Origin of the sequence: Cognatiyoonia sp. IB215182 (assembly GCF_033963905.1) — a bacterium.
GTDB lineage: Bacteria > Pseudomonadota > Alphaproteobacteria > Rhodobacterales > Rhodobacteraceae > Yoonia.
The window spans coordinates 1-18,544 of record NZ_JAXBMB010000010.1 but is presented as its reverse complement, the minus strand read 5'-3'; the positions used below and the strand labels follow the sequence as shown (position 1 = coordinate 18,544).

Genomic DNA, 18,544 nt, shown 5'->3' with positions numbered 1-18,544 from the left:
GTCATCATTTCATCTTGTGGCGCAGACGTTCGAGCGCCAACCTAATCCTCGATTTGATCGTACCCAGTGGTAGTCCGGTCTCAGCGGCAATTTCGCTATGACTTAATTCACCAAAATAGGCCTTTTCGATCAGTTTCCTCTGTTCGGGCGGTAATGTCGCAAGTGCTTCGCCCAGTTTTTCAGTTTCTTGTTGTAAACCCATCGCCTCGGCCTGGTCAGGCTCTGGTTCAGGGCCCCATGGCAAATCCTCGGGCTCAGGCCGTTTTTGCTTGCGCAACATGTCGATCTTTCGGTTTCGGGCGATTGTAAAAATCCAAGTGGATACACTCGCCTTGGTCGGATCGAACATGTGGGCCTTATTCCAAAGGGTCGCCATGACCTCCTGTGTACATTCCTCTGCCAGATCCGGGCTGGCCCCCGATTTGATCAAAAATGACTTCACGCGCGGCGCAAAATATCCAAAGATTTCGGCAAAAGCCGACCTGTCTTTGTCATCCCGCACAGCAATAACCTGAGCGACCCAGGCCATGCGTTTGGTCGTCTGCTCTGCCGTCAACTTTTTCGCCCCCGATTTGCGAAATTCGTTCGCGCTCAACCCTTTATAAGCAAGCGCGCCATCAGACGCATCCGTTTTCGGCAACAGATCAGTTTGAACTTCCATGACATTATTACGGGGCATTGCGGGGGTTGGATCACTGCTCAATTACGTTTTCCTGTGATCCACTCCCAGTCGGCCGGCGTAAGAAGCGCAACGACCAAAGTGACCGACGAAAGTGATCCGCCTGCATGCCGTTTGAAACTTCGACCGCCCTTCCCCGTAAAATCGCAGTGATCGGGGCAGGGATATCCGGCATGGGCGCGGCCCACGCATTGGCCAAAGATCACCGTGTTGTCCTGTTTGAGGCTGAAAACCGGCTTGGCGGACATGCGCGCACCAAAATGGCCGGTCGCAACATGGATCAGGCCGTCGATACAGGTTTCATTGTCTTTAACTACGCCAACTATCCAAACCTGACCGCACTCTTTGATCACCTGGACGTGCCCGTGATCAAAAGTAACATGAGCTTCGGGGCCTCGTTTTCAGGTGGGCAGTTTGAATATGCGCTCAACAACCTCTCCGCACTTTTTGCGCAGCGCCGCAACATTGTCAGCCCACGATTTTATCGGATGCTGCGCGACATCATGCGGTTCAATAAGCATGGGCTTGAGATCAGTCAGGCGGATGAAGCGCTGACAATCGGCGACCTTCTAGAGACCCTCGATCTTGGCAACTTTTTTCGTGACCACTACCTGCTGCCATTCTCTGGCGCGATCTGGTCGACGCCCAAAGAAAAGATCATGGATTTTCCTGCTTACGCGCTGATGCGGTTTTTTGACAACCATGCGCTGTTGGGCGTCACGGGGCAGCATCAATGGTACACAGTCAAAGGCGGGTCGCGTGAATATGTCACGCGATTGGCATCGGACATGCTGCAGCGTGGCATCGACATGCGCCTTGGCGCCGCCGTTCAAGGGGTGCGCCGCACGCCTTTCGGGGCTGAGGTCAAGGCATATGGCGGCGACTGGGATAATTTTGACGAGGTGATCTTTGCCACGCATTCGGACGACACGTTGGGTATGCTCGCGGATGCAACGGCGGTCGAAAGGTCGGTTCTTGGGTCAATCCGGTATCAGCCCAACAAGATCGTGTTGCATTCCGATACCTCGATCATGCCCAAGCGCAAGCAGGTCTGGTCGTCCTGGATTTATACCGAGGATGCGCAGCGCAATTCGCAAGAGATTGACCTGACCTACTGGATGAACTCGCTGCAGCCGTGGCTGAAGGGCGAAGACATCATGGTCACCTTGAACTCCAAACGCCCCATCAAGGAAGAGCTGATCTGGGATGAGGTCACCTTGCGCCACCCCGTCTACGATCTGGAGGCACTGGCCGCGCAAGAGGCCGCCGTCGCGATGAACGGGTCGAACCGCACATGGTTCTGTGGCGCATGGATGAAGAACGGGTTTCACGAAGACGGCCTGTCCAGCGCATTGGACGTGGTGCATGCGCTGAACGCGGTCGAACACCTGGATATGGCGGCAGAGTGACCGCAACCATCGATCATATCGCGGGAGAGACCTACCACGGCAGGCGGGGGGCAACCAAAAACGCCTTCCGCTATTCCATCGACTATGTGCTGATGGAAGCCGAGGCTGAGGTGAAGACCCCTGGTCTGTTTGCCCGTAACAAAGGCAACCTGATGTCGTTGCAAGATCGCGATCATGGCGGTCCGCCCAAACACGGGCGCGGGGCCGCTTGGGTGCGCGAGGTGCTTGCGGCCCATGATGTGCCATCGCCAAAGCGCATCTCACTTTTGGCGCAACCGCGGGTTTTGGGGCACGTGTTCAACCCCGTGTCATTCTGGCTGTGCTATGACGACGATGACGCGCTCACGACGATCATTGCCGAGGTCACCAATACATTCGGCGACCGGCACTCTTATCTCTGCCGCCATGATGACGGTCGTGCGATCACCAAGGTGGACACGATCTCGGCGCAGAAACTGATGCATGTTTCACCTTTCCAGCCGATTGAAGGTGGATATGTGTTCCGGTTTGATATCCAGCCTGACAGCATTGGCATCTGGATCGACTATTCGCGCGGCAATGGCGGGCTGATCGCGTCACTCACTGGCGCACGTAAGCCCATCTCCAATGCCTCGATTATCCGTTCGGTTCTCCGCCGCCCATTTGGATCGCGCCGGGTGCTGACTTTGATCCACTGGCAGGCATTAAAACTCTGGTGGAAGGGCGCCACCTTCCGGTCGCAACCGGCACCACCGGTGGAAGAGATCAGCAGATGAAAGCCCTCAAAGAGCGGCTGCCGGCCTATACCGGATTTGCCGCTGTTTTGTCAGGGGCGGGCCTGCCGATCTATATCTACGCGCCTAAATACTATCACGATACCTACGGCGTGAGCCTTGCGGCTTTGGGCGCGCTGCTCTTTGGTCTGCGCCTTTTCGACTTTGCCCAGGACCCGGTGCTGGGTTGGATCAGCGAGCGTCTGACCTACGCCAAGAAGCTGATCATCACCCTCACCGCCACCGTCCTTGCCCTGTCGATGATCGGCCTCTTTGCGATCATCCCGCCCATCGCGCCGATCTGGTGGTTCGGGATCACCGTCACCGGCCTCTTCACCGCGTTCAGCTTCCTGTCGATCAACTTCTATGCCCAAGGCGTCAGCAAGGCGGGCACCGACCCAAAGGGCCATGTGCGGCTGGCGGCGTGGCGCGAGAGCGGGGCGCTGATGGGCGTCTGTATCGCGGCCGTGATCCCCACGGCACTGATCGGTGTGGTGGCCGACCCCTTTGCCGCTTTCGCTTATGGCTTCGCGGTCGTTACCCTGGTCGCCGCCATTTTCATGTGGCCCGAATGGAAAGAGCGGGTCAGCCAGGAACCTTCGCAAATCCGCGAGATCATCAGCGACGGGACCGCCCGCAAGCTCCTCATCCTTGCTCTGGTCAATGCCACGCCACTTGCCGTTTCCTCCACACTCTTCCTCTTCTACGTCGAAAGCAAATTGGGCGCCGCCGGGTGGGAAGGGCCGCTTCTGGTCCTCTTCTTTCTTGCCGCCGCCATCTCCTCCCCGATCTGGTCAGCGCTCGCCCGCCGCTATGGCGAGAAGCCGGTTTTGATCACCGCGATGATCCTCGCGGTTGCCTCATTTGGCTATACCCTCACTTTATCGCCCGGCGATGTGATCCCTTTTGCGGTTATCTGCGTACTAAGTGGTGCAACGATCGGGGCAGACCTCACGCTTTTGCCCGCGATGTTTGCAAAGCGGATGTCCGTGATCTCGCCCAATGGGGGGCAGGGTTTCGGGCTTTGGAACCTGGTGAACAAATTCACCCTTGCCTTCGCAGCGGTCGCGCTGCTGCCGCTTTTGGAAAGATCCGGCTTTGTGGCTGGCAGCACCGATCTGCCTCGCGAAGCAATAACAACGCTGACGATGCTTTATGCGCTGGTGCCGTCGCTTTTGAAACTTTTGGCCATCGGCTTGCTGATTGCCACGAAACTTGAGGACTGAAGATGTCTTTTGTGACTTACATCCTGATCGGAGCCGTGCTGATGGCCGCCGCGATGATGCTCAAGACGCGATACGTGTCCTTTTGGGCGCAGAAATCTGATGATTACGCGGATGGTCCGATTTTCGATATCCGCGAGCGGTTCAACGGCCCCGTGCAATGCGAAGGCATCATTTACGGTCCGACCGGGAAAGTCTCATCGCGTTTCGTGGCCGATTTTGAGGCGACATGGGCCGGCAATATCTGCACGATGGTTGAGCGTTTCCATTACGACAGCGGCATGGTCCAGGATCGTGTCTGGACCCTGACTCTGGGCAATGACGGCCGGATCAAGGCCGAGGCACCCGATGTGATCGGCGCCGGAACGGGGCAGCAGCAGGGTTCAGCCGTGTTGCTCAACTACCGGATCAAACTGACCGAAGAGGCAGGCGGTCATGCACTGGATGTAACCGACTGGATGTACCTGATGTCGAACGGGACCATCATGAACCGCAGTCAGTTCCGCAAATTCGGGATCAAAGTGGCCGAACTGGTCGCGACGATGCGACCCAAAGAACAGGCCTACGCAGGAGAGTGAATTGAAGAACTGGCAAGGTAAGCGCTACTGGCTCGTCGGCGCGAGCGAGGGGTTAGGGCGCGAGGTGGCGTTTATCCTGAACCGGGCAGGGGCAGAAGTCATCGTTTCCGCCAGATCAGAGGACCGGTTGAAAGATCTGGTCGCGGAATTGCCCGGCAAGGCTTCCTACATCACCGTTGACGTGGCCGACCGTGCCGCCGTTGAAAAAGCCGCCGCTGAGACGGGTGAGTTGGACGGCGTCGTGTATCTCGCCGGTGTCTATTGGCCAATGAAGGCCCAGGAATGGGACAACGAAAAAGCCGATATGATGGGCGAGGTAAATTTCCTCGGCGCATCCCGCGTGGTTGGTTCGGTCATCAAGGATATGATCGCCAAGAATGCAGGGCACATCGTGCTCGTCGGATCGCTCTCCGGCTTCCGTGGCCTGCCGGGTGCCATCGGCTATTGCTCGTCCAAGGCGGGGATGATGTCGCTGGCTGAGTCGATGCAGGCCGATCTGCGCACCTCACCCATCGAGGTGCAGTTGATCAATCCGGGCTTCATCAAGACGCGGCTGACCGACAAGAACGATTTCAACATGCCCTTCATCATGTCCCCCGAAGACGCCGCGCGCGAGGTCTTCGACCACATGAACACCGACAGTTTCAAAAAGAGCTTCCCGATGATGTTCTCATGGGTGTTCCGCCTGTCGCAATTCATGCCGGACTGGATGTATTACCGGCTCTTTGGCGCGAAGTAGGTCGTATATCGTCCGGAAGACGCTAAATATGCGGTAGGAGATACCACCCATGCCGCGCCGCTACGCTGAAATCTATCCCTCGCTTCCGCTTCTTAATAGCGACGCGAAAGAGCATATCTCTGCCGCGGCACTCATGTCCGTCCGCTATTTCCAGGCCGAGCCGGACAGCATGCCCGAGGACATCTTTGCCGAACATCATGTCGTGCTAAACCTGCAGGAAAACCCCCATCGCGTCCAGAACCGCCGCAATGGCGAGATGCGGGATTTCACGCTGCACAAGGATGACGTGATCATCACGCCCGCTGGCATGCGCTCCGGCTGGCGCTGGTTTGCCAAGAGTGACGTGATCATCGTGACGCTTGATCCCGCCAAGGTCGAAAGATTTGCGCAATCGGAATTGGGCATCCTCCTCGACCCGCAGCAGCTGAATGACGAGCCGCAATTCTCTGACGCCGATCTCTGCAACGCAGGGGCCATGCTGCGCGATGCGCTGGAAAACGACGACATCTCGTCCGGTGTGATGTTTGAGGCGATGAGCCGCGTGCTCCTCGTCAAGCTGCTCCAGCGCTACGGCAAACGTCGCGCGGAAGAGGTGGCGCTGAGCGCGAAGTTCACATCGAAACACTACAATCAGGTCCTCGCCTTCATCCGCGCACGGTTGGACCAAACCATCACCGTCGATGAACTCGCGCGCGAGACGGGGATGAGCGCCTCGCATTTCGCGCGCGTCTTCAAGGAAACGCTAGGTTCGACCCCGATGCAATATGTGCTGGCCTACCGGATTGAGCAGGCTATGAAGATGATGGAGGATCCGGCGCGCCCCTTGGGTGATGTGGCCCTATCCTGCGGCTTTGCCGACCAGGCGCATTTCTCACGCAGCTTCAAACAGGTCACAGGCCAGACCCCCCGCCAGTTCCGCGCCGCCTGAAGGCGGCAATCTTCAAAAAGCAGAATCCTACAAAAACCCGGCAGACCGGTTCAATTCATCTGGCCGGTCGTTGGGTATCTCTTTGGTCATCGGAACACACCAACGGAGACAAGACAATGAAAGCCCTGACCGCCGCAACCGCCCTGATCGCTTCCGCAACCATCGCCCTTGCCGACACGCCCAATCTGGCGGGCGATCCCATTACCGCAGAAACGCTGGTCGACCAAGCCGAAATGGTCCGCATTGCTGACGCCATCGATGCCGGTGTCGACGCCAAAGACTGGGACCTGACACGCAGTTTCTTCACCGACGAAATCACCGTCGATTTCACATCGCTGGTGGGGGGAGAGCCTGCGACGATCCCCGCCGACGCGCTGATCGCCGGATGGTCCGGCAACCTGACCGCCGAAAAAACCTCATTCCACCTGCGCGGCAATCACCGTGTGACATTCGATGGGCCTGACGCCGCCACCATGGTCTCGCACGGCTATGCCTGGAACCGGATGGAAAGCGGCGCGCTGCCCGAAAATGGTGGAGAGGCGCTGTGGGAAGTCTGGGGCACCTATGAGCATGGCTTTGCCCGCACCGAAGACGGCTGGAAAGTCAACGCAATGACGTTCACCGCCACCGCCGAACGCGGCAACCCCTTTGTCCGCAACACACCCGGATCCTGAACCGTAACCCCTCATCACTGGAGATATGACAATGAACACGTTCTCAATCACAACCGCCGCAATGCTGATGGCCTCGACTGCCGCCATCGCTCAGGTCGAAACCCGCACGCTGACCTTTGAAAACGAAGGCGCGATGCTCTCCGGCACGCTCTATCTGCCCGAAGGTCATGATGGCAGCGCCTTGCCGACAATCGTCGTCACCGGCGCATGGACCACGGTCGAAGAACAGATGCCGCGCGTTTATGCCGAACAGATGGTCGAACGTGGCTTCGCCGCCTTCACATTCGACTTCCGCGGCTGGGGCAAATCGGGTGACCTTCCGCAGAACGTGCGCTTCGTCGAAAGCCCGAAGGCAAAGACATCCGACATCCGCGCAGCCTTCAACTTCGTGGCCACATTGCCAGAGGTTGACGCGACCCAGATCAACGGTTTGGGCATCTGCGCCTCCGCCGGCTACATGGTCGACGCCGTTGCGGGCAATGATCTTGTGAACCGCATAGGTCTGGTCGCCCCGTGGCTGCAGAACGCAGAGATCGTGAATGCGGTTTATGGCGGCGAAGAGGGCGTGAGCGGCCTGATCGACGTCAGCCGCGCGGCCCAGGCTGCGGGTGGCCAGATCATCCCAGCCGCAGGCCCCGAAGGTGCCGAGGGCGTGCTGATGCCCATCGGTGGCTACTATTACGAGGCGGATCGCGGTGCGATCCCGGAATACGACAACCAGTGGAACAACGCAGGCTGGGAAGGCTGGCTGACCTATCACCCCGCCGACAACCCCAACCGACTGACCCAGCCCTTGGCGGTTGTCCATTCCGAGGCCGCAGCGATCCCCCAAGGTGTCCGCAGCTTCCTCGAAGGCTTCACTGGTGAGGCAACCCTCCAGATGCTCGAAGATGTCACGCAGTTCGACTTCTACGACAATCCAGAGGATGTGACCCGCGCCGCTGATACGATGGCTGCCCATTTCGGTGCCGCAACGGTGCAGGACAGCTAAGAGAACAGACACAAAATCACGGCGGCGGCCACGAAACGGGCCGCCGCTTTTGCGTGCGATCACTTGCGCCAGATCAAAGCCGATATGTACAATTTGCCCCATCCTGCCCCCAACAGGAGGATGCATCATGCTACCCATCACAGCTGACAAGATCGCCGAGGTGATCATTCTGGCCCGCGAACTTGACCGCGCCGAAAACGAATTCGATGCCTTTGTGGAGCGTCTGAACGAAGACGAACAGGCGGGCCTCGTCGCCGTCTTCTGGATCGGGCGCGGCAGTTTTGAGGCTGACGATCTGGAGGACGCAATCGACACCGCCATGCGTGAGGCGACAGTACCGACCGCCGACTACCTCAAGGGTTCGCCGCATCTCTCAGACCATCTGGAGGCGGGTATGGACGCGCTGGGCATGGATGCGACCGAAGCCGAGGATGAGCTTTATCGCCCGACCTGATCGGTGCCCCAATCGACGATTGGCCCAATCGGGATAATCCCCAGCGGGTTCCGCTTTTCGCTCGCGCTGAAATAGCCGCGTTTGTAGATGTCAAACCGCACAGTCTCGGCCACGCCGGGCATCGCGTAGATCGCCTTGGCATAGGGCCAAAGATGGGCGTAATCCGACAGCTTCTTCAGATTGCAGCGGAACGCATAATGGTAAGCCACTTCAAACCGCGCAAGCGTGGGAAAGAGCCGCAGATCAGCCTCCGTAAACTGGTCCCCGCATAGAAACCGGCTCTCGGCCAAATGCGCGTCAATCCGGTCGAGCGTGGCGAACACTTCATATGCGGCCTTTTCATAGGCTGCTTGGGTTGATGCAAACCCGGCGCGGTACACCCCGTTATTGACTGACTTGTAGATCAGCGCGTTCCACTCATCGATCTGGTCTCGCAACGCCTCCGGCGCGAAATCCGGGCCGTCGAAGACGTCATTCAGCATCCGCACGATATCTGCAGATTCGTTGCTGACCATGCGCCGCGCGACCTTGTCCCACAAAACCGGCACGGTTAGACGACCAGTGTACCTGATCGGATCGGCGCTATAGACCTCATGCACCGCCCGCGCGTTCAAAAGCGAGTCCGCAAACTCGCCTTCAGCGTCAAACACCCAGCCTTGATCGGTCCGGTTCGGCAGGGCGTAGGATACAGTGATATGATCCAGCCCTTTCAGCGCGCGGATCAGCAGGGTGCGGTGCGCCCAGGGGCAGTTCCAAGCCACAAAGAGATGATAGCGGCCCGCCTCAGCCGGGAAATCCGCATCGCCAATCCAGTTGCGCACCGTACTGCGGCTGCGTTCGAATTCGCCGGAGGGCAGTGTCGCCGTGACATCATCGCCCACATGATAGACCCCATCGACCATATACCCCATCAGCCGACCGCCCTGTCAAAGCAGGCTTTTGCCCGACCCCAAACACCCTGATCAGGCGCGTTCAGGGTCAGCAAATGCGGCAAAAGCTGTTCTGCAAAATCCTCACTGCTTTCCGCGGGCAGCATGGAGGGCAGGTTGTCAATCGCCGTGACATCCAGAACCGGCCTCTCATGCACACGCAAGGCCGGAGCCTCCCATGTCGTGGTCCGATCATAGACCTTGATCGGGGAGAAATCGCTGTCCGGGTCGCAGGCGATATCGCCAATCACTGACAGATCGCGCGCGGCGACCTTCGCGCTCGCGGGCACAAAGACCGGCGTACCTGGACGGGCGAGGATGCAGTTGAGAAAGATGTCATGGGCCAGCACCTCCGGGAACGGCCCGCCATGCGCCGTCTCTTCCATGTCCCACTTCCTCGTCGCCACACCCATCGCCTGACACAAATCCGCCGCGCCGGTTCCCACGCGACCCAAAGCACCGATGATCAGCGCCGTCGGCCGTTGCGTACCAAGGTTGACCAGCGATTGCTGCAATTCCGCCAGCATATGGTTGGCACTCGGATAGGCTCTGACCGCCCCCGCAATCCCACCTTGCTGTTGCGAGACCCAGCACATCAAAGACACCGCAGCACCCGCATAACCCGCCCAATAGCCAAAGGCGGCGACCCGGCGGCCATCCGCATCGGTCAGATATTCCAGATCAAGAAGCGTCCCGCCACCCGCCTTGAACCGCCCCAGCAAGATCTGCCCCGCAGGCTGACCCTTATAGGCATGGCCGAACATGATGTGCCGATGGCGGAGGGGCGTGCCGTCTTCCGGCAACTCCTTCAGCCCAAAGATGATCGCGTCATCTGGCGCATCGACCCAGGAAAACTCTGGCGCGATCTCGCATCCTGCGCCTGCGTAATCCGCAACCGGCAGAATACGCTGCGCGCTTTCCTCAACGGTCACCCGAAACCCCGCACCAATCAGCTTCGCCGCACCCTGCGACGTCAGCCCCACCCGCTCTTCATGCGCACGCGCCTCAGACCGGACCCAGAGATGCACCATCAAAGCATGCCTTTTTCATAGACCGCCTGCACCGACCGATGGGTATTCATCTTGTGCTGGAACTGCGCAAGCAGCGGGTGATCTTCAATATCAACCCCGTCCCCTTTCAGCCAGGTCAGCACCACATACAGATAGGCATCCGACACGACCTGCAGATCACCAATTGGAAAGGGCATCTCTGGCAGATGCTCCTCCAGATAGACGCAGCAATCCGCCATCCGCTCAGGCACTTTCTGCTTCATATCGGCGAAAGAGGATTCCTGATCCGCCCAACGCTCTCCCCTCAGACCATGAGCGTGATGCGGATGCATCGTCCCGTTGAGGTAACACATCAATTCCCGCATTTTGGCTGCGGCGTAGGGATCAGCCGGCACTAGTGAAGGCGCGACATACTCTAATACCGCCCCCGTCTCGGTCAGGATGCCGTCGGGTGTCTCCAATGCTGGCACCCGGCCCTTGGGATTGATCCGGCGATAATCCTCTTTCGTCTGCTCACCCGCCGCGAAATCAAGGCGCACAGCCTCGTAAGGCGTGCCGACCTCCTCAAAAGCAATCGCCACAGCGACCGAGATTGTGCGGGGGGCGTAGTGTAAGCGAAGCATGAGAGATCCTTTGAGCAATCGACATCATCAATACGCAAGGGATTTGCGAGGATCGTCAAGATGCCGAGCGTTTTTGCTTATCATTCTTGGTCGCCACGAACATCCCGGCAAAGGCGAGGACGAGCGTCAGCGTGAAGAAAGCGCAAACCAGCATGACCCAAAGCGGCATATCACTGCCGGGCTGGAAATAGCTGAAGACGCCGTAAGTCATCGCAGCCAGCATAAATAGCATGCTGCCGCCGATGACGATGTAGACCAGAAGGAAACTGCCAAACGCGTCCAGCCACTTCGATTTTCGCCCAAGCGTGAACAACGACACCTTGGCCAAGATGAACACAAGGATCATCAGGATCACGAACAGACCGGTGTAAAGACCGATGGAGGCGAGTGAGATGACCTGCAGCCCACGGCCCTGCCGATAGCCGACAGTAACCGTGTCCCCGATCACGGGTTCAGCACCAGAACGGATGTTCCCCTGTTGCGTGATAATGCGACCGGTCTCATCCGTGAATTGCAGCATCGGCGTATGCATCAGCACATCTTCCGTGTAACTCCGTCCATCGCTATCGGTGCGTGTGAATTCTTCCCATTCGCTCTCAAAGCTGATGATGGTTGCCTCGTATTTCGGAAAGGTGACCATCTCATAGACGGCTTTCACACCGACAAAGCTCAGCATGAAAAAGAGATTTGAGATACAGACCAGCACCAGCCCGAAAAACAGATTGGCCACAATCCCCGCTGGTTTTCCATCTTTTGACCAGCGCCGACTGACGCCCACCATCAGCGCAATGCCAAATGCGATGGAGCCAAAAAACAGATAGCCAATTGGGGTGATGGTCATGGCAATAAGAGGCCTAGTAATGCGTCAGCGCATAGGCCCGGTCCGGATGGTCCAGATGCGGCACCGCGTTGAACCCCGCGAGGATCGGCCCTTGCGGGATCACATGCACGCGGTGGATCGAGCTGTTCATGATCGGCAAAAGCACATGCGCCATGCGTTTGGGGTCAAGGTCCAGCAGATGCCGGATGATCATCCCGATCACCCCGCCAGAGGTCACGCAGAGCACCCGCGCGCCGGGTTTCGCCGCCTCTTGCAGCACACCTGTCACCCGCGCCTCAAACGACGCAAAGGTCTCCACCCCCATGATCTCGGCCCGGTGCCAGGCCTCCATCACTTGCGGCACATGGGCCGCGAAATCATCGGGGCCGGGAAAGGGGACGCCATGCACGTCTTCCAATGCCTGACCAAGGTTGAAGTAATCCATCTCATTCAGGCGCGGGTCGATCTGTGGATCGACATAGCCGATCCCCGCTGCCGTCTCCTGGTGACGCCGCAAGCTGCCCGCGATCACCTTGTCAAACGGCCTTTCCCGGTCGCGCAGGTAATCCCCTAACCAGCGGGCCTGCTGGTGACCCAGATCCGACAACCGGTCATAGCTTTCCTCGTCCGTCGCTCCTGAATTGGCCTGCCCATGCCGGACCAGAATGATCTCACCCATCACGTCTCTCCTAAAGGGACAGAGGTACGGCGTTCAAATGCCAATAGCAATCGCTGCTTTGTCACCCGTTGACGCCAAGCAAAGTGCCATTTTTCGGGTGGTGCGCCAGATACATCTTGTTAGCGGAATCGGCCTATGAAAATGTGGCGGGCAAAAGAACCCCGAGCATAGAACAGGTGCATTCCGGCGATGTCTGCAGCCACGCTTTTACGTGATGTTTTTGGTTTTGATGCCTACAGGCCAGGCCAGCAGGATATTGTTGAGGCGGTCACCAACGGGCAGAACACCCTGGCCATCATGCCCACGGGTGGCGGCAAATCGCTGTGCTTTCAACTGCCTGCCATTGTGCGCGATGGCGTGACGGTTGTGATCTCCCCACTGATCGCGTTGATGCGTGATCAAGTGCGTGGCCTGCGCGAGGCCGGGGTGTCTGCTGGCGCACTGACCTCTGGCAACACGGCAGAAGAAACCGATGCGGTGTGGGAGGCATTGGAAAGCGGCTCGCTAAAACTCCTCTACATGGCGCCCGAACGGCTCGCCTCTGCGGGCACGATCAACATGCTGCGCCGCGCAGGCGTTGGTCTGATCGCGGTGGACGAGGCGCATTGCGTCAGCCAATGGGGCCACGATTTCCGGCCCGATTATCTGCGGATCGGGGAACTCAGGCGGACGCTGGACGTGCCGCTGGCCGCCTTCACCGCCACAGCGGATGCTGAAACCCGGCAAGAGATCATCCAGAAACTCTTTGACGGCACGCAACCCGCGACCTTCCTGCGCGGCTTTGACCGGCCCAACATCCACCTTGCCTTTGCCGTCAAGGATGGGCCCCGCAACCAGATCTTGAACTTCGCCGCCGCCCGCAAGGGCCAATCGGGCATCGTCTATTGCGGCACCCGCGCCAAAACCGAAACACTGGCCAAGGCCTTGGCCGAGGCCGGTCACCCCACCTGTCACTACCATGGCGGGATGGAGGCGGAAGATCGGCGCAATGTCGAACGGCGTTTTCAACAAGAGGATGGCCTGATCGTCTGCGCGACAATCGCGTTTGGCATGGGGATCGATAAACCGGATATCCGCTGGGTCGCCCATGCGGACCTGCCAAAATCAATCGAAGGCTATTATCAGGAAATCGGCCGCGCCGGTCGCGATGGCGCGCCTGCCGAGACACTCACGCTCTTCGGCCCCGACGACATCCGCTTTCGCCGCCAGCAGATCGACGAAGGTCTCGCGCCACCGGAACGACGCGCGGCGGATCATGGCCGGCTGAACGCGCTTTTGGGTCTGGCGGAGGCGCTCAAATGCCGCCGCCAGACGCTGCTTGGGTATTTCGGAGAGGAGGCCGCGCCATGTGGCCATTGCGACCTCTGCGACAAACCTGCAGAGGTTTTTGACGGCACGACACCCGTGCGCATGGCGCTCTCCGCCGCTTTGCGGACCGAGGAATGGTTCGGCGCGGGCTATCTGATCGATATTCTGCTGGGCAACATGACCGACAAAATCCGGCAGCGTGGCCATGACAGCCTGCCCACATTCGGCGTCGGCAAAGAGTATGACAAACGCCAATGGCAGGCGATCTTCCGGCAGATGATGGGCCATGACCTGATCCGCCCTGACCGCGAGCGGCACGGTGCTTTACGCATGACCGAAAAGGCGCGGCCCATCCTGCGCGGTGAAGCAACGATTGAACTGCGCCGCGACACGATCCGGACTGCCAAGACCGGCCCGAAAGTGCGGATGCTGGTCAGTGAGGAAGACGCGCCACTCTTGTCTGCGCTGAAGGCCAAGCGCCGGTATCTCGCCGAACAGGCAAACGCCCCCGCCTATATCATCTTCAACGACCGCACGCTCATTGAAATGGCCGAAAAGCGCCCCCGCAATCTCGACGAAATGGCGCAGATCGGCGGTGTCGGGGCGAAGAAGCTTGAAAGCTACGGCCAGGCCTTTCTGGAAGTTATCGCAGGTGCCGCCGAAGACATGCACCCGGCCCGCCGCAAGCTTGCCGGGCGCAACGAAGGCGCGATTTATGACCGCCTGCTGGCCGCGCAAGCGCGGCTCAGCCGTGGCCCGCACGGAACGGACAAGCCGATGACCTGCTCGGCGGGACTCATCGCCAAGGTCGCAAATTTGCGTAGCCCTGATCTGGATCATCTGACCCGTGTAATTGGCGACAAATACGCCGCACGGTTCGGGGAGGCGTTTCTGGAGGTGCTGGAAGACGGTTAGCGACGTGGCACCGTAAATGATGTCTGCTTAGGCTCCAGCCCTGATCTGCCCCGCCAGATCCACAAGGTCCCGCGCGACATAGGTCCAATCGCCTTCGGCCGTCAGGTCCGTTGTCTGCCCTGGCCCATGTTCGGAGGGACGCGGAAAGAACGCCGTTTGCAGACCGGCCTCTGCCGCCGCGGCAAGATCGCTATTGTGTGCGGCCACCATCACGACCTGATCGGGACGCAAACCAAGTGCCTGCGCCGACGCGCGATAGACCTCAAGGTCAGGCTTGTAGCTTTGTGCGGTTTCAGCGCCCACTATCGTGTCCCATTGAAAGCCCGCAAACCTTGCCAGACACACTGATAGAGCGACCGACCCGTTTGAGCATGGAGCCAGAAATCCGAACGGGCGAAGCTGATCCATCCCATCTCGCACATCAGGCCAAGGCGGCAGACACTCCCAGGCATGGTTCAGCGCGATACGCGCGGTTTCATCGAATGCCTCGCTCAGCCCGAATATGGTCAAAGTCTCATCCAGGTTTTCGCGATGCAGGATGTCGAGCGGGACATATCCTCGATCACCCGCGCGGATCCGCGCCATCGCTGGATCGTACCGCGCCCGCCACGCGTCGGCGAATTGATGGGGGTCAGCATCAATGTTGCGCTCTGCAAAGGCCGCCCTGAGCACCTGCGCGACACCTTCGCGCCAATTCACCAATGTTCCAAAAACGTCAAAGATGAAAGCCCGATCCATGCGGTCGAGCTACCATGAGCGCCTGGCGCTGAGAAGCCGCGCCTGGCGCTTGACCCTTCTGCCAGACCATTCTAGCACCCGCAAAACCTCAAAATACGGAAATGAGCATGGCGCGCAGACGCAAAGGACGGGATATCTCGGGCTGGATGGTCATCGACAAGCCTGCCGGGGTCACATCAACCGCCGTGGTTAACAAGGTGCGCTGGGCCATGGACGCCAAAAAGGCGGGCCACGCGGGCACGTTGGACCCGGACGCTACCGGCGTTCTCGCCGTAGCCTTGGGGGAAGCGACCAAGACCGTGCCCTATATCACTGACGCGCTCAAAGCATATGCATTCACGGTGCGGCTGGGGCAGGCGACGAATACCGACGATGCCGAGGGCGAAGTCATTGCGGAAAGCGACATGCGCCCCGACGACGATGCGATCAAGGACGCACTGGGCCAGTTTGTCGGCGACATCATGCAGGTTCCGCCCCAGTTTTCGGCCGTCAAAGTCGATGGAGAGCGTGCTTACAAGAAGGCCCGCGATGGCGAGGATATGACACTCGCCGCCCGCCCGCTTTGGGTTGAGGAACTGTTGCTGATTGATCGTCCCGATCCTGATCATGTGGTGCTTGAGATGACTTGTGGGAAAGGTGGCTATGTGCGTTCTATCGCGCGCGATCTGGGCGACGCGCTGGGGTGCAGGGCGCATGTCAAATCCCTGCGGCGCATCTGGTCGGGTCCCTTCACCGCCGAAGACGGTATCTGCCTCGACCAGGTCGATGCGCTGGCCAAATCACCTGATCTTGACGCCTATTTGCAGCCGCTTGAGGTCGGCCTTGCCGATTTGCCAGAAGTGCGCTGCCTTGCAGAAAGCGTTGCCAAAATGCGCAACGGCAATCCTGCATCCGTGATCGCGCAAGGCGTGGATTTCGGGGAAGAGGTCTGGGCCTCCTACGAAGGCAAGGCTGTTGCGGTTGGCACCTATCGTGGAGGTGAGATGCAGCCGAGCCGCGTCTTCAACCCGTAAGACGATGATCATCCGTTCCCATATCAAGGACGACGCGCCCTCGACCGCCCTTTATTCCGATTGTGAGCGTTATCGCTATGCGTTGACCCGGACCTGGGACGATAACAGGCAAAAGGTGCTCTTTGTCATGCTGAACCCGTCCAAGGCGACAGAGGTGCAGAACGACCCGACAGTCGAGCGGTGCGAACGGCGCGCGCGGGCATTGGGATACGGTGCCTTTCAGGTGACGAACATCTTCGCCTGGCGCGAGACAAACCCACATCAAATGCGCAAAGCCTCTCAACCCATCGGCCCTGACAATGACGCGGTGATTGAAGAAGGCGCGCGATGGGCTGACACGATCATCGCTGCCTGGGGCACCCATGGCGCGCATCTGGACCGTGGACGCGAGGTCGCTGCGCTCTTAAGTGAGACCGGCAAGCCGATCCACCATCTGGGCCTCAGCAAAGACGGGCATCCCAAACACCCGCTTTACATCCGTTACGCCCAACCACCGATCCTGTGGGACGCCTGTTAACCTTAGCTGCAGATTTTCAACCTCTTAGCCGCTTTTCGATGCTAATGTAGCGATCTGATCCGGTCAGGGGTGGCCGTTGGTTTTGGGGTGAGATGATGTTGGCCATAATGGGTTTGCTGGGCGTTGCCGTGACCGCGGCATTCATGATTGGCGAAGACGCCGAGACGCCAGAGATGGAAGAACCACAAAGCGATCCCGATGACCCAAGTGAAGAGATCCAGCCGATCGACGAAATTGCCGGGTTGAGCGATGAGGACACGATCATCTTTTCGGGCGATGACGACGATGTGGTGCAGACTGGTGCCGGCGATGATTACATCGACGGTCAGGATGGCAATGACCGCCTTGATGGCGGCGCAGGCGATGACGAGATCCATGGCGGTCGTGGTGACGACATCATCACCGGTGGCACAGGTGACGATACGCTCGTCGGACATATTGGAGATGATGTGATCGCCGGTGAGGCTGGCGACGATGCGCTCAATGGTGGGGGCGGCAACGACCTCTTGATGGGCGGCGACGGTGACGATGCGCTGCTTGGCTCGCTTGACGATGATATCCTTGTGGGTGGTGCTGGCGCCGACACGCTGCACGGCGGCTCTGGCGATGATATCCTCTATGATCGGGGTGATACTGACCGGGATTATCTGAACGGCGGGGCTGGTGACGACGTGCTGATGGGTGGCGCGGGCGACAACCTGCATGGCGGCACCGGGACGGACACATTTCACCTGACCGCAGCCAACGACACGATCGTCGAAGACTTTGACCCCGCAGAGGACGTGATCGAAATCGCGTTTGAAGGCGAAGAACCAACGCTCAGCACCGCCCTCTCTGATGCGGGCCTCGTCCTTTTGGCCGATGATGAGATTGTGGCGACCTTTACGAACCTCTCAGATCTGGATGTGAACGCAGTGTCGCTGGTCGCCGCCCAATAAATCCCTTTCCTTTTTCGCCAAATCCCCCTAAACGCACCCATCCGCGCGCGGAATCACCTGCGACCGGACCCTCCACGGGCCTTTCTGGACGACATCCCGGATCGCGCCATCACCCTTCAACCAAAGGAGCCCCCGATGTCGATTACTGCTGAAGAAAAAGCAAAGATCATGAAAGAATTCGCCACCAAAAACGGCGATACCGGATCCCCCGAAGTGCAGGTCGCAATCCTGTCCAGCCGCATCGCGACGCTGACAGAGCACTTCAAGACCCATAAGAAAGACAACCACGGCCGCCGCGGCCTGCTGAAAATGGTCGCACAGCGCCGCAAGCTGCTCGACTACACCCGCAGCAAGGACGAGGCGCGCTACCAAGACCTGATCAAGCGTCTGGGCCTGCGCCGGTAAGGCGACAACCAATATTCGGAATGACCAAAACGCCCACCATTTGGTGGGCGTTTTTTGTTAGGCGGCTTGGCAGCCGGATTTGTCGTTCGCCAGGTCGTACGCAATGATTGCTGCCAGCCCAAACCGAACATTCGATCTATGGCCCGCTCTGGCGGCTTGCAGAGCTAGGGATTCGCACAAGTACCGGCTTGTTTTCGTTTCAAATCGCTCACAGGGGCGAGA

General features: G+C 59.0%; 21 protein-coding genes. 14 read left to right on the top strand and 7 right to left on the bottom strand.

Annotated features, from left to right (window positions below; all coding sequences use genetic code 11):
- Positions 1 to 4: 4 nt before the first annotated feature.
- Positions 5 to 529 (bottom strand): sigma-70 family RNA polymerase sigma factor, encoded by a 525-nt coding sequence (locus tag SLH47_RS19500; protein WP_320242121.1) that lies wholly within the window; start codon positions 527 to 529, stop codon positions 5 to 7.
- A 257-nt stretch (positions 530 to 786) separates the two neighbouring features.
- On the opposite strand from SLH47_RS19500, the gene SLH47_RS19495 reads away from it, so the two are divergent.
- From SLH47_RS19495 to SLH47_RS19455, 9 genes are all read left to right on the top strand, one after another.
- Positions 787 to 2,088, top strand: a complete 1,302-nt coding sequence (locus tag SLH47_RS19495) for an NAD(P)/FAD-dependent oxidoreductase (RefSeq protein ID WP_320241882.1) — start codon at positions 787 to 789, stop codon at positions 2,086 to 2,088.
- Positions 2,085 to 2,843: a DUF1365 domain-containing protein gene (locus tag SLH47_RS19490; protein ID WP_320241881.1), complete on the top strand. Its 759-nt coding sequence runs from the start codon at positions 2,085 to 2,087 to the stop codon at positions 2,841 to 2,843. The genes SLH47_RS19495 and SLH47_RS19490 overlap by 4 nt, the downstream gene beginning before the upstream one ends.
- The gene (locus SLH47_RS19485) at positions 2,840 to 4,066 is read left to right on the top strand and encodes an MFS transporter (RefSeq protein ID WP_320241879.1); all 1,227 of its coding nucleotides are present in this window, start codon (positions 2,840 to 2,842) and stop codon (positions 4,064 to 4,066) included. The genes SLH47_RS19490 and SLH47_RS19485 overlap by 4 nt, the downstream gene beginning before the upstream one ends.
- 2 nt (positions 4,067 to 4,068) lie before the next feature.
- Positions 4,069 to 4,641 (top strand): DUF3833 family protein, encoded by a 573-nt coding sequence (locus tag SLH47_RS19480; RefSeq protein ID WP_320241877.1) that lies wholly within the window; start codon positions 4,069 to 4,071, stop codon positions 4,639 to 4,641.
- Position 4,642: 1 nt separating this feature from the next.
- Positions 4,643 to 5,380: an SDR family NAD(P)-dependent oxidoreductase gene (locus tag SLH47_RS19475; RefSeq protein WP_320241875.1), complete on the top strand. Its 738-nt coding sequence runs from the start codon at positions 4,643 to 4,645 to the stop codon at positions 5,378 to 5,380.
- A gap of 49 nt (positions 5,381 to 5,429) precedes the next feature.
- Positions 5,430 to 6,308 carry an AraC family transcriptional regulator gene (locus SLH47_RS19470; protein ID WP_320241874.1) on the top strand — a complete coding sequence of 293 codons (879 nt, stop codon included), beginning with the start codon at positions 5,430 to 5,432 and terminating at the stop codon, positions 6,306 to 6,308.
- A 116-nt stretch (positions 6,309 to 6,424) separates the two neighbouring features.
- Positions 6,425 to 6,982 (top strand): nuclear transport factor 2 family protein, encoded by a 558-nt coding sequence (locus SLH47_RS19465; RefSeq protein WP_320241872.1) that lies wholly within the window; start codon positions 6,425 to 6,427, stop codon positions 6,980 to 6,982.
- Positions 6,983 to 7,013: 31 nt separating this feature from the next.
- A complete protein-coding gene (locus SLH47_RS19460; protein WP_320241871.1) occupies positions 7,014 to 7,973 on the top strand; it encodes an alpha/beta hydrolase in 960 nt (319 codons plus the stop codon).
- Positions 7,974 to 8,100: 127 nt separating this feature from the next.
- Positions 8,101 to 8,427: a DUF3775 domain-containing protein gene (locus SLH47_RS19455; RefSeq protein ID WP_320241870.1), complete on the top strand. Its 327-nt coding sequence runs from the start codon at positions 8,101 to 8,103 to the stop codon at positions 8,425 to 8,427.
- On the opposite strand, the gene SLH47_RS19450 is transcribed toward SLH47_RS19455, so the two are convergent.
- From SLH47_RS19450 to SLH47_RS19430, 5 genes are read right to left on the bottom strand one after another with little or no spacing between them, the layout of a single operon-like run.
- A complete protein-coding gene (locus SLH47_RS19450) occupies positions 8,412 to 9,338 on the bottom strand; it encodes a glutathione S-transferase family protein (protein ID WP_320241869.1) in 927 nt (308 codons plus the stop codon). The genes SLH47_RS19455 and SLH47_RS19450 overlap by 16 nt on opposite strands.
- On the bottom strand, positions 9,338 to 10,387 hold the full coding sequence (locus tag SLH47_RS19445) for a saccharopine dehydrogenase (protein WP_320241867.1): 1,050 nt from the start codon (positions 10,385 to 10,387) through the stop codon (positions 9,338 to 9,340). The genes SLH47_RS19450 and SLH47_RS19445 overlap by 1 nt, the downstream gene beginning before the upstream one ends.
- Positions 10,387 to 10,989: a glutathione S-transferase family protein gene (locus SLH47_RS19440; RefSeq protein WP_320241865.1), complete on the bottom strand. Its 603-nt coding sequence runs from the start codon at positions 10,987 to 10,989 to the stop codon at positions 10,387 to 10,389. Before SLH47_RS19440 ends, SLH47_RS19445 begins: the two co-directional genes overlap by 1 nt.
- A 55-nt stretch (positions 10,990 to 11,044) precedes the next feature.
- Positions 11,045 to 11,830, bottom strand: a complete 786-nt coding sequence (locus SLH47_RS19435) for a hypothetical protein (protein ID WP_320241864.1) — start codon at positions 11,828 to 11,830, stop codon at positions 11,045 to 11,047.
- A gap of 13 nt (positions 11,831 to 11,843) precedes the next feature.
- Positions 11,844 to 12,488, bottom strand: a complete 645-nt coding sequence (locus SLH47_RS19430) for a histidine phosphatase family protein (protein ID WP_320241863.1) — start codon at positions 12,486 to 12,488, stop codon at positions 11,844 to 11,846.
- A gap of 189 nt (positions 12,489 to 12,677) precedes the next feature.
- Between SLH47_RS19430 and recQ the strand changes: the two genes are divergently transcribed.
- Positions 12,678 to 14,711, top strand: coding sequence for a DNA helicase RecQ (recQ, locus tag SLH47_RS19425; protein WP_320241862.1), 2,034 nt, complete (start codon positions 12,678 to 12,680; stop codon positions 14,709 to 14,711).
- 27 nt (positions 14,712 to 14,738) lie between these two features.
- On the opposite strand, the gene SLH47_RS19420 is transcribed toward recQ, so the two are convergent.
- Complete coding sequence (locus SLH47_RS19420; protein ID WP_320241861.1) at positions 14,739 to 15,449, bottom strand: haloacid dehalogenase type II; 711 nt, start codon at positions 15,447 to 15,449, stop codon at positions 14,739 to 14,741.
- Between the two features lie 107 nt (positions 15,450 to 15,556).
- Here SLH47_RS19420 and truB point away from each other — a divergent pair, with 107 nt between their 5' ends.
- From truB to rpsO, 4 genes are all read left to right on the top strand, one after another.
- Complete coding sequence (gene truB / locus SLH47_RS19415) at positions 15,557 to 16,462, top strand: tRNA pseudouridine(55) synthase TruB (RefSeq protein ID WP_320241860.1); 906 nt, start codon at positions 15,557 to 15,559, stop codon at positions 16,460 to 16,462.
- Positions 16,463 to 16,466: 4 nt separating this feature from the next.
- Positions 16,467 to 16,979, top strand: coding sequence for a DUF1643 domain-containing protein (locus tag SLH47_RS19410; protein WP_320241858.1), 513 nt, complete (start codon positions 16,467 to 16,469; stop codon positions 16,977 to 16,979).
- A 95-nt stretch (positions 16,980 to 17,074) separates the two neighbouring features.
- Complete coding sequence (locus tag SLH47_RS19405; protein WP_320241856.1) at positions 17,075 to 17,917, top strand: calcium-binding protein; 843 nt, start codon at positions 17,075 to 17,077, stop codon at positions 17,915 to 17,917.
- 135 nt (positions 17,918 to 18,052) lie between these two features.
- Positions 18,053 to 18,322, top strand: a complete 270-nt coding sequence (gene rpsO, locus SLH47_RS19400) for a 30S ribosomal protein S15 (protein WP_320241854.1) — start codon at positions 18,053 to 18,055, stop codon at positions 18,320 to 18,322.
- Positions 18,323 to 18,544 lie beyond the last annotated feature (222 nt).

What these genes read in the sequence shown, in the direction of transcription:
- SLH47_RS19465 (WP_320241872.1), top strand. Translation starts at nt 6,425, where the DNA reads ATGAAAGCCCTGACCGCCGCAACCGCCCTGATCGCTTCCGCAACCATC.
- SLH47_RS19485 (WP_320241879.1), top strand. Translation starts at nt 2,840, where the DNA reads ATGAAAGCCCTCAAAGAGCGGCTGCCGGCCTATACCGGATTTGCCGCT.
- SLH47_RS19410 (WP_320241858.1), top strand. Translation starts at nt 16,467, where the DNA reads ATGATCATCCGTTCCCATATCAAGGACGACGCGCCCTCGACCGCCCTT.
- SLH47_RS19500 (WP_320242121.1), bottom strand. Translation starts at nt 529, where the DNA reads ATGGCCTGGGTCGCTCAGGTTATTGCTGTGCGGGATGACAAAGACAGG.
- SLH47_RS19455 (WP_320241870.1), top strand. Translation starts at nt 8,101, where the DNA reads ATGCTACCCATCACAGCTGACAAGATCGCCGAGGTGATCATTCTGGCC.
- SLH47_RS19450 (WP_320241869.1), bottom strand. Translation starts at nt 9,338, where the DNA reads ATGGGGTATATGGTCGATGGGGTCTATCATGTGGGCGATGATGTCACG.
- SLH47_RS19440 (WP_320241865.1), bottom strand. Translation starts at nt 10,989, where the DNA reads ATGCTTCGCTTACACTACGCCCCCCGCACAATCTCGGTCGCTGTGGCG.
- SLH47_RS19420 (WP_320241861.1), bottom strand. Translation starts at nt 15,449, where the DNA reads ATGGATCGGGCTTTCATCTTTGACGTTTTTGGAACATTGGTGAATTGG.
- SLH47_RS19460 (WP_320241871.1), top strand. Translation starts at nt 7,014, where the DNA reads ATGAACACGTTCTCAATCACAACCGCCGCAATGCTGATGGCCTCGACT.
- SLH47_RS19405 (WP_320241856.1), top strand. Translation starts at nt 17,075, where the DNA reads ATGTTGGCCATAATGGGTTTGCTGGGCGTTGCCGTGACCGCGGCATTC.
- truB (WP_320241860.1), top strand. Translation starts at nt 15,557, where the DNA reads ATGGCGCGCAGACGCAAAGGACGGGATATCTCGGGCTGGATGGTCATC.
- SLH47_RS19445 (WP_320241867.1), bottom strand. Translation starts at nt 10,387, where the DNA reads ATGGTGCATCTCTGGGTCCGGTCTGAGGCGCGTGCGCATGAAGAGCGG.
- SLH47_RS19480 (WP_320241877.1), top strand. Translation starts at nt 4,069, where the DNA reads ATGTCTTTTGTGACTTACATCCTGATCGGAGCCGTGCTGATGGCCGCC.
- rpsO (WP_320241854.1), top strand. Translation starts at nt 18,053, where the DNA reads ATGTCGATTACTGCTGAAGAAAAAGCAAAGATCATGAAAGAATTCGCC.
- SLH47_RS19495 (WP_320241882.1), top strand. Translation starts at nt 787, where the DNA reads ATGCCGTTTGAAACTTCGACCGCCCTTCCCCGTAAAATCGCAGTGATC.
- SLH47_RS19435 (WP_320241864.1), bottom strand. Translation starts at nt 11,830, where the DNA reads ATGACCATCACCCCAATTGGCTATCTGTTTTTTGGCTCCATCGCATTT.
- SLH47_RS19430 (WP_320241863.1), bottom strand. Translation starts at nt 12,488, where the DNA reads ATGGGTGAGATCATTCTGGTCCGGCATGGGCAGGCCAATTCAGGAGCG.
- SLH47_RS19470 (WP_320241874.1), top strand. Translation starts at nt 5,430, where the DNA reads ATGCCGCGCCGCTACGCTGAAATCTATCCCTCGCTTCCGCTTCTTAAT.
- recQ (WP_320241862.1), top strand. Translation starts at nt 12,678, where the DNA reads ATGTCTGCAGCCACGCTTTTACGTGATGTTTTTGGTTTTGATGCCTAC.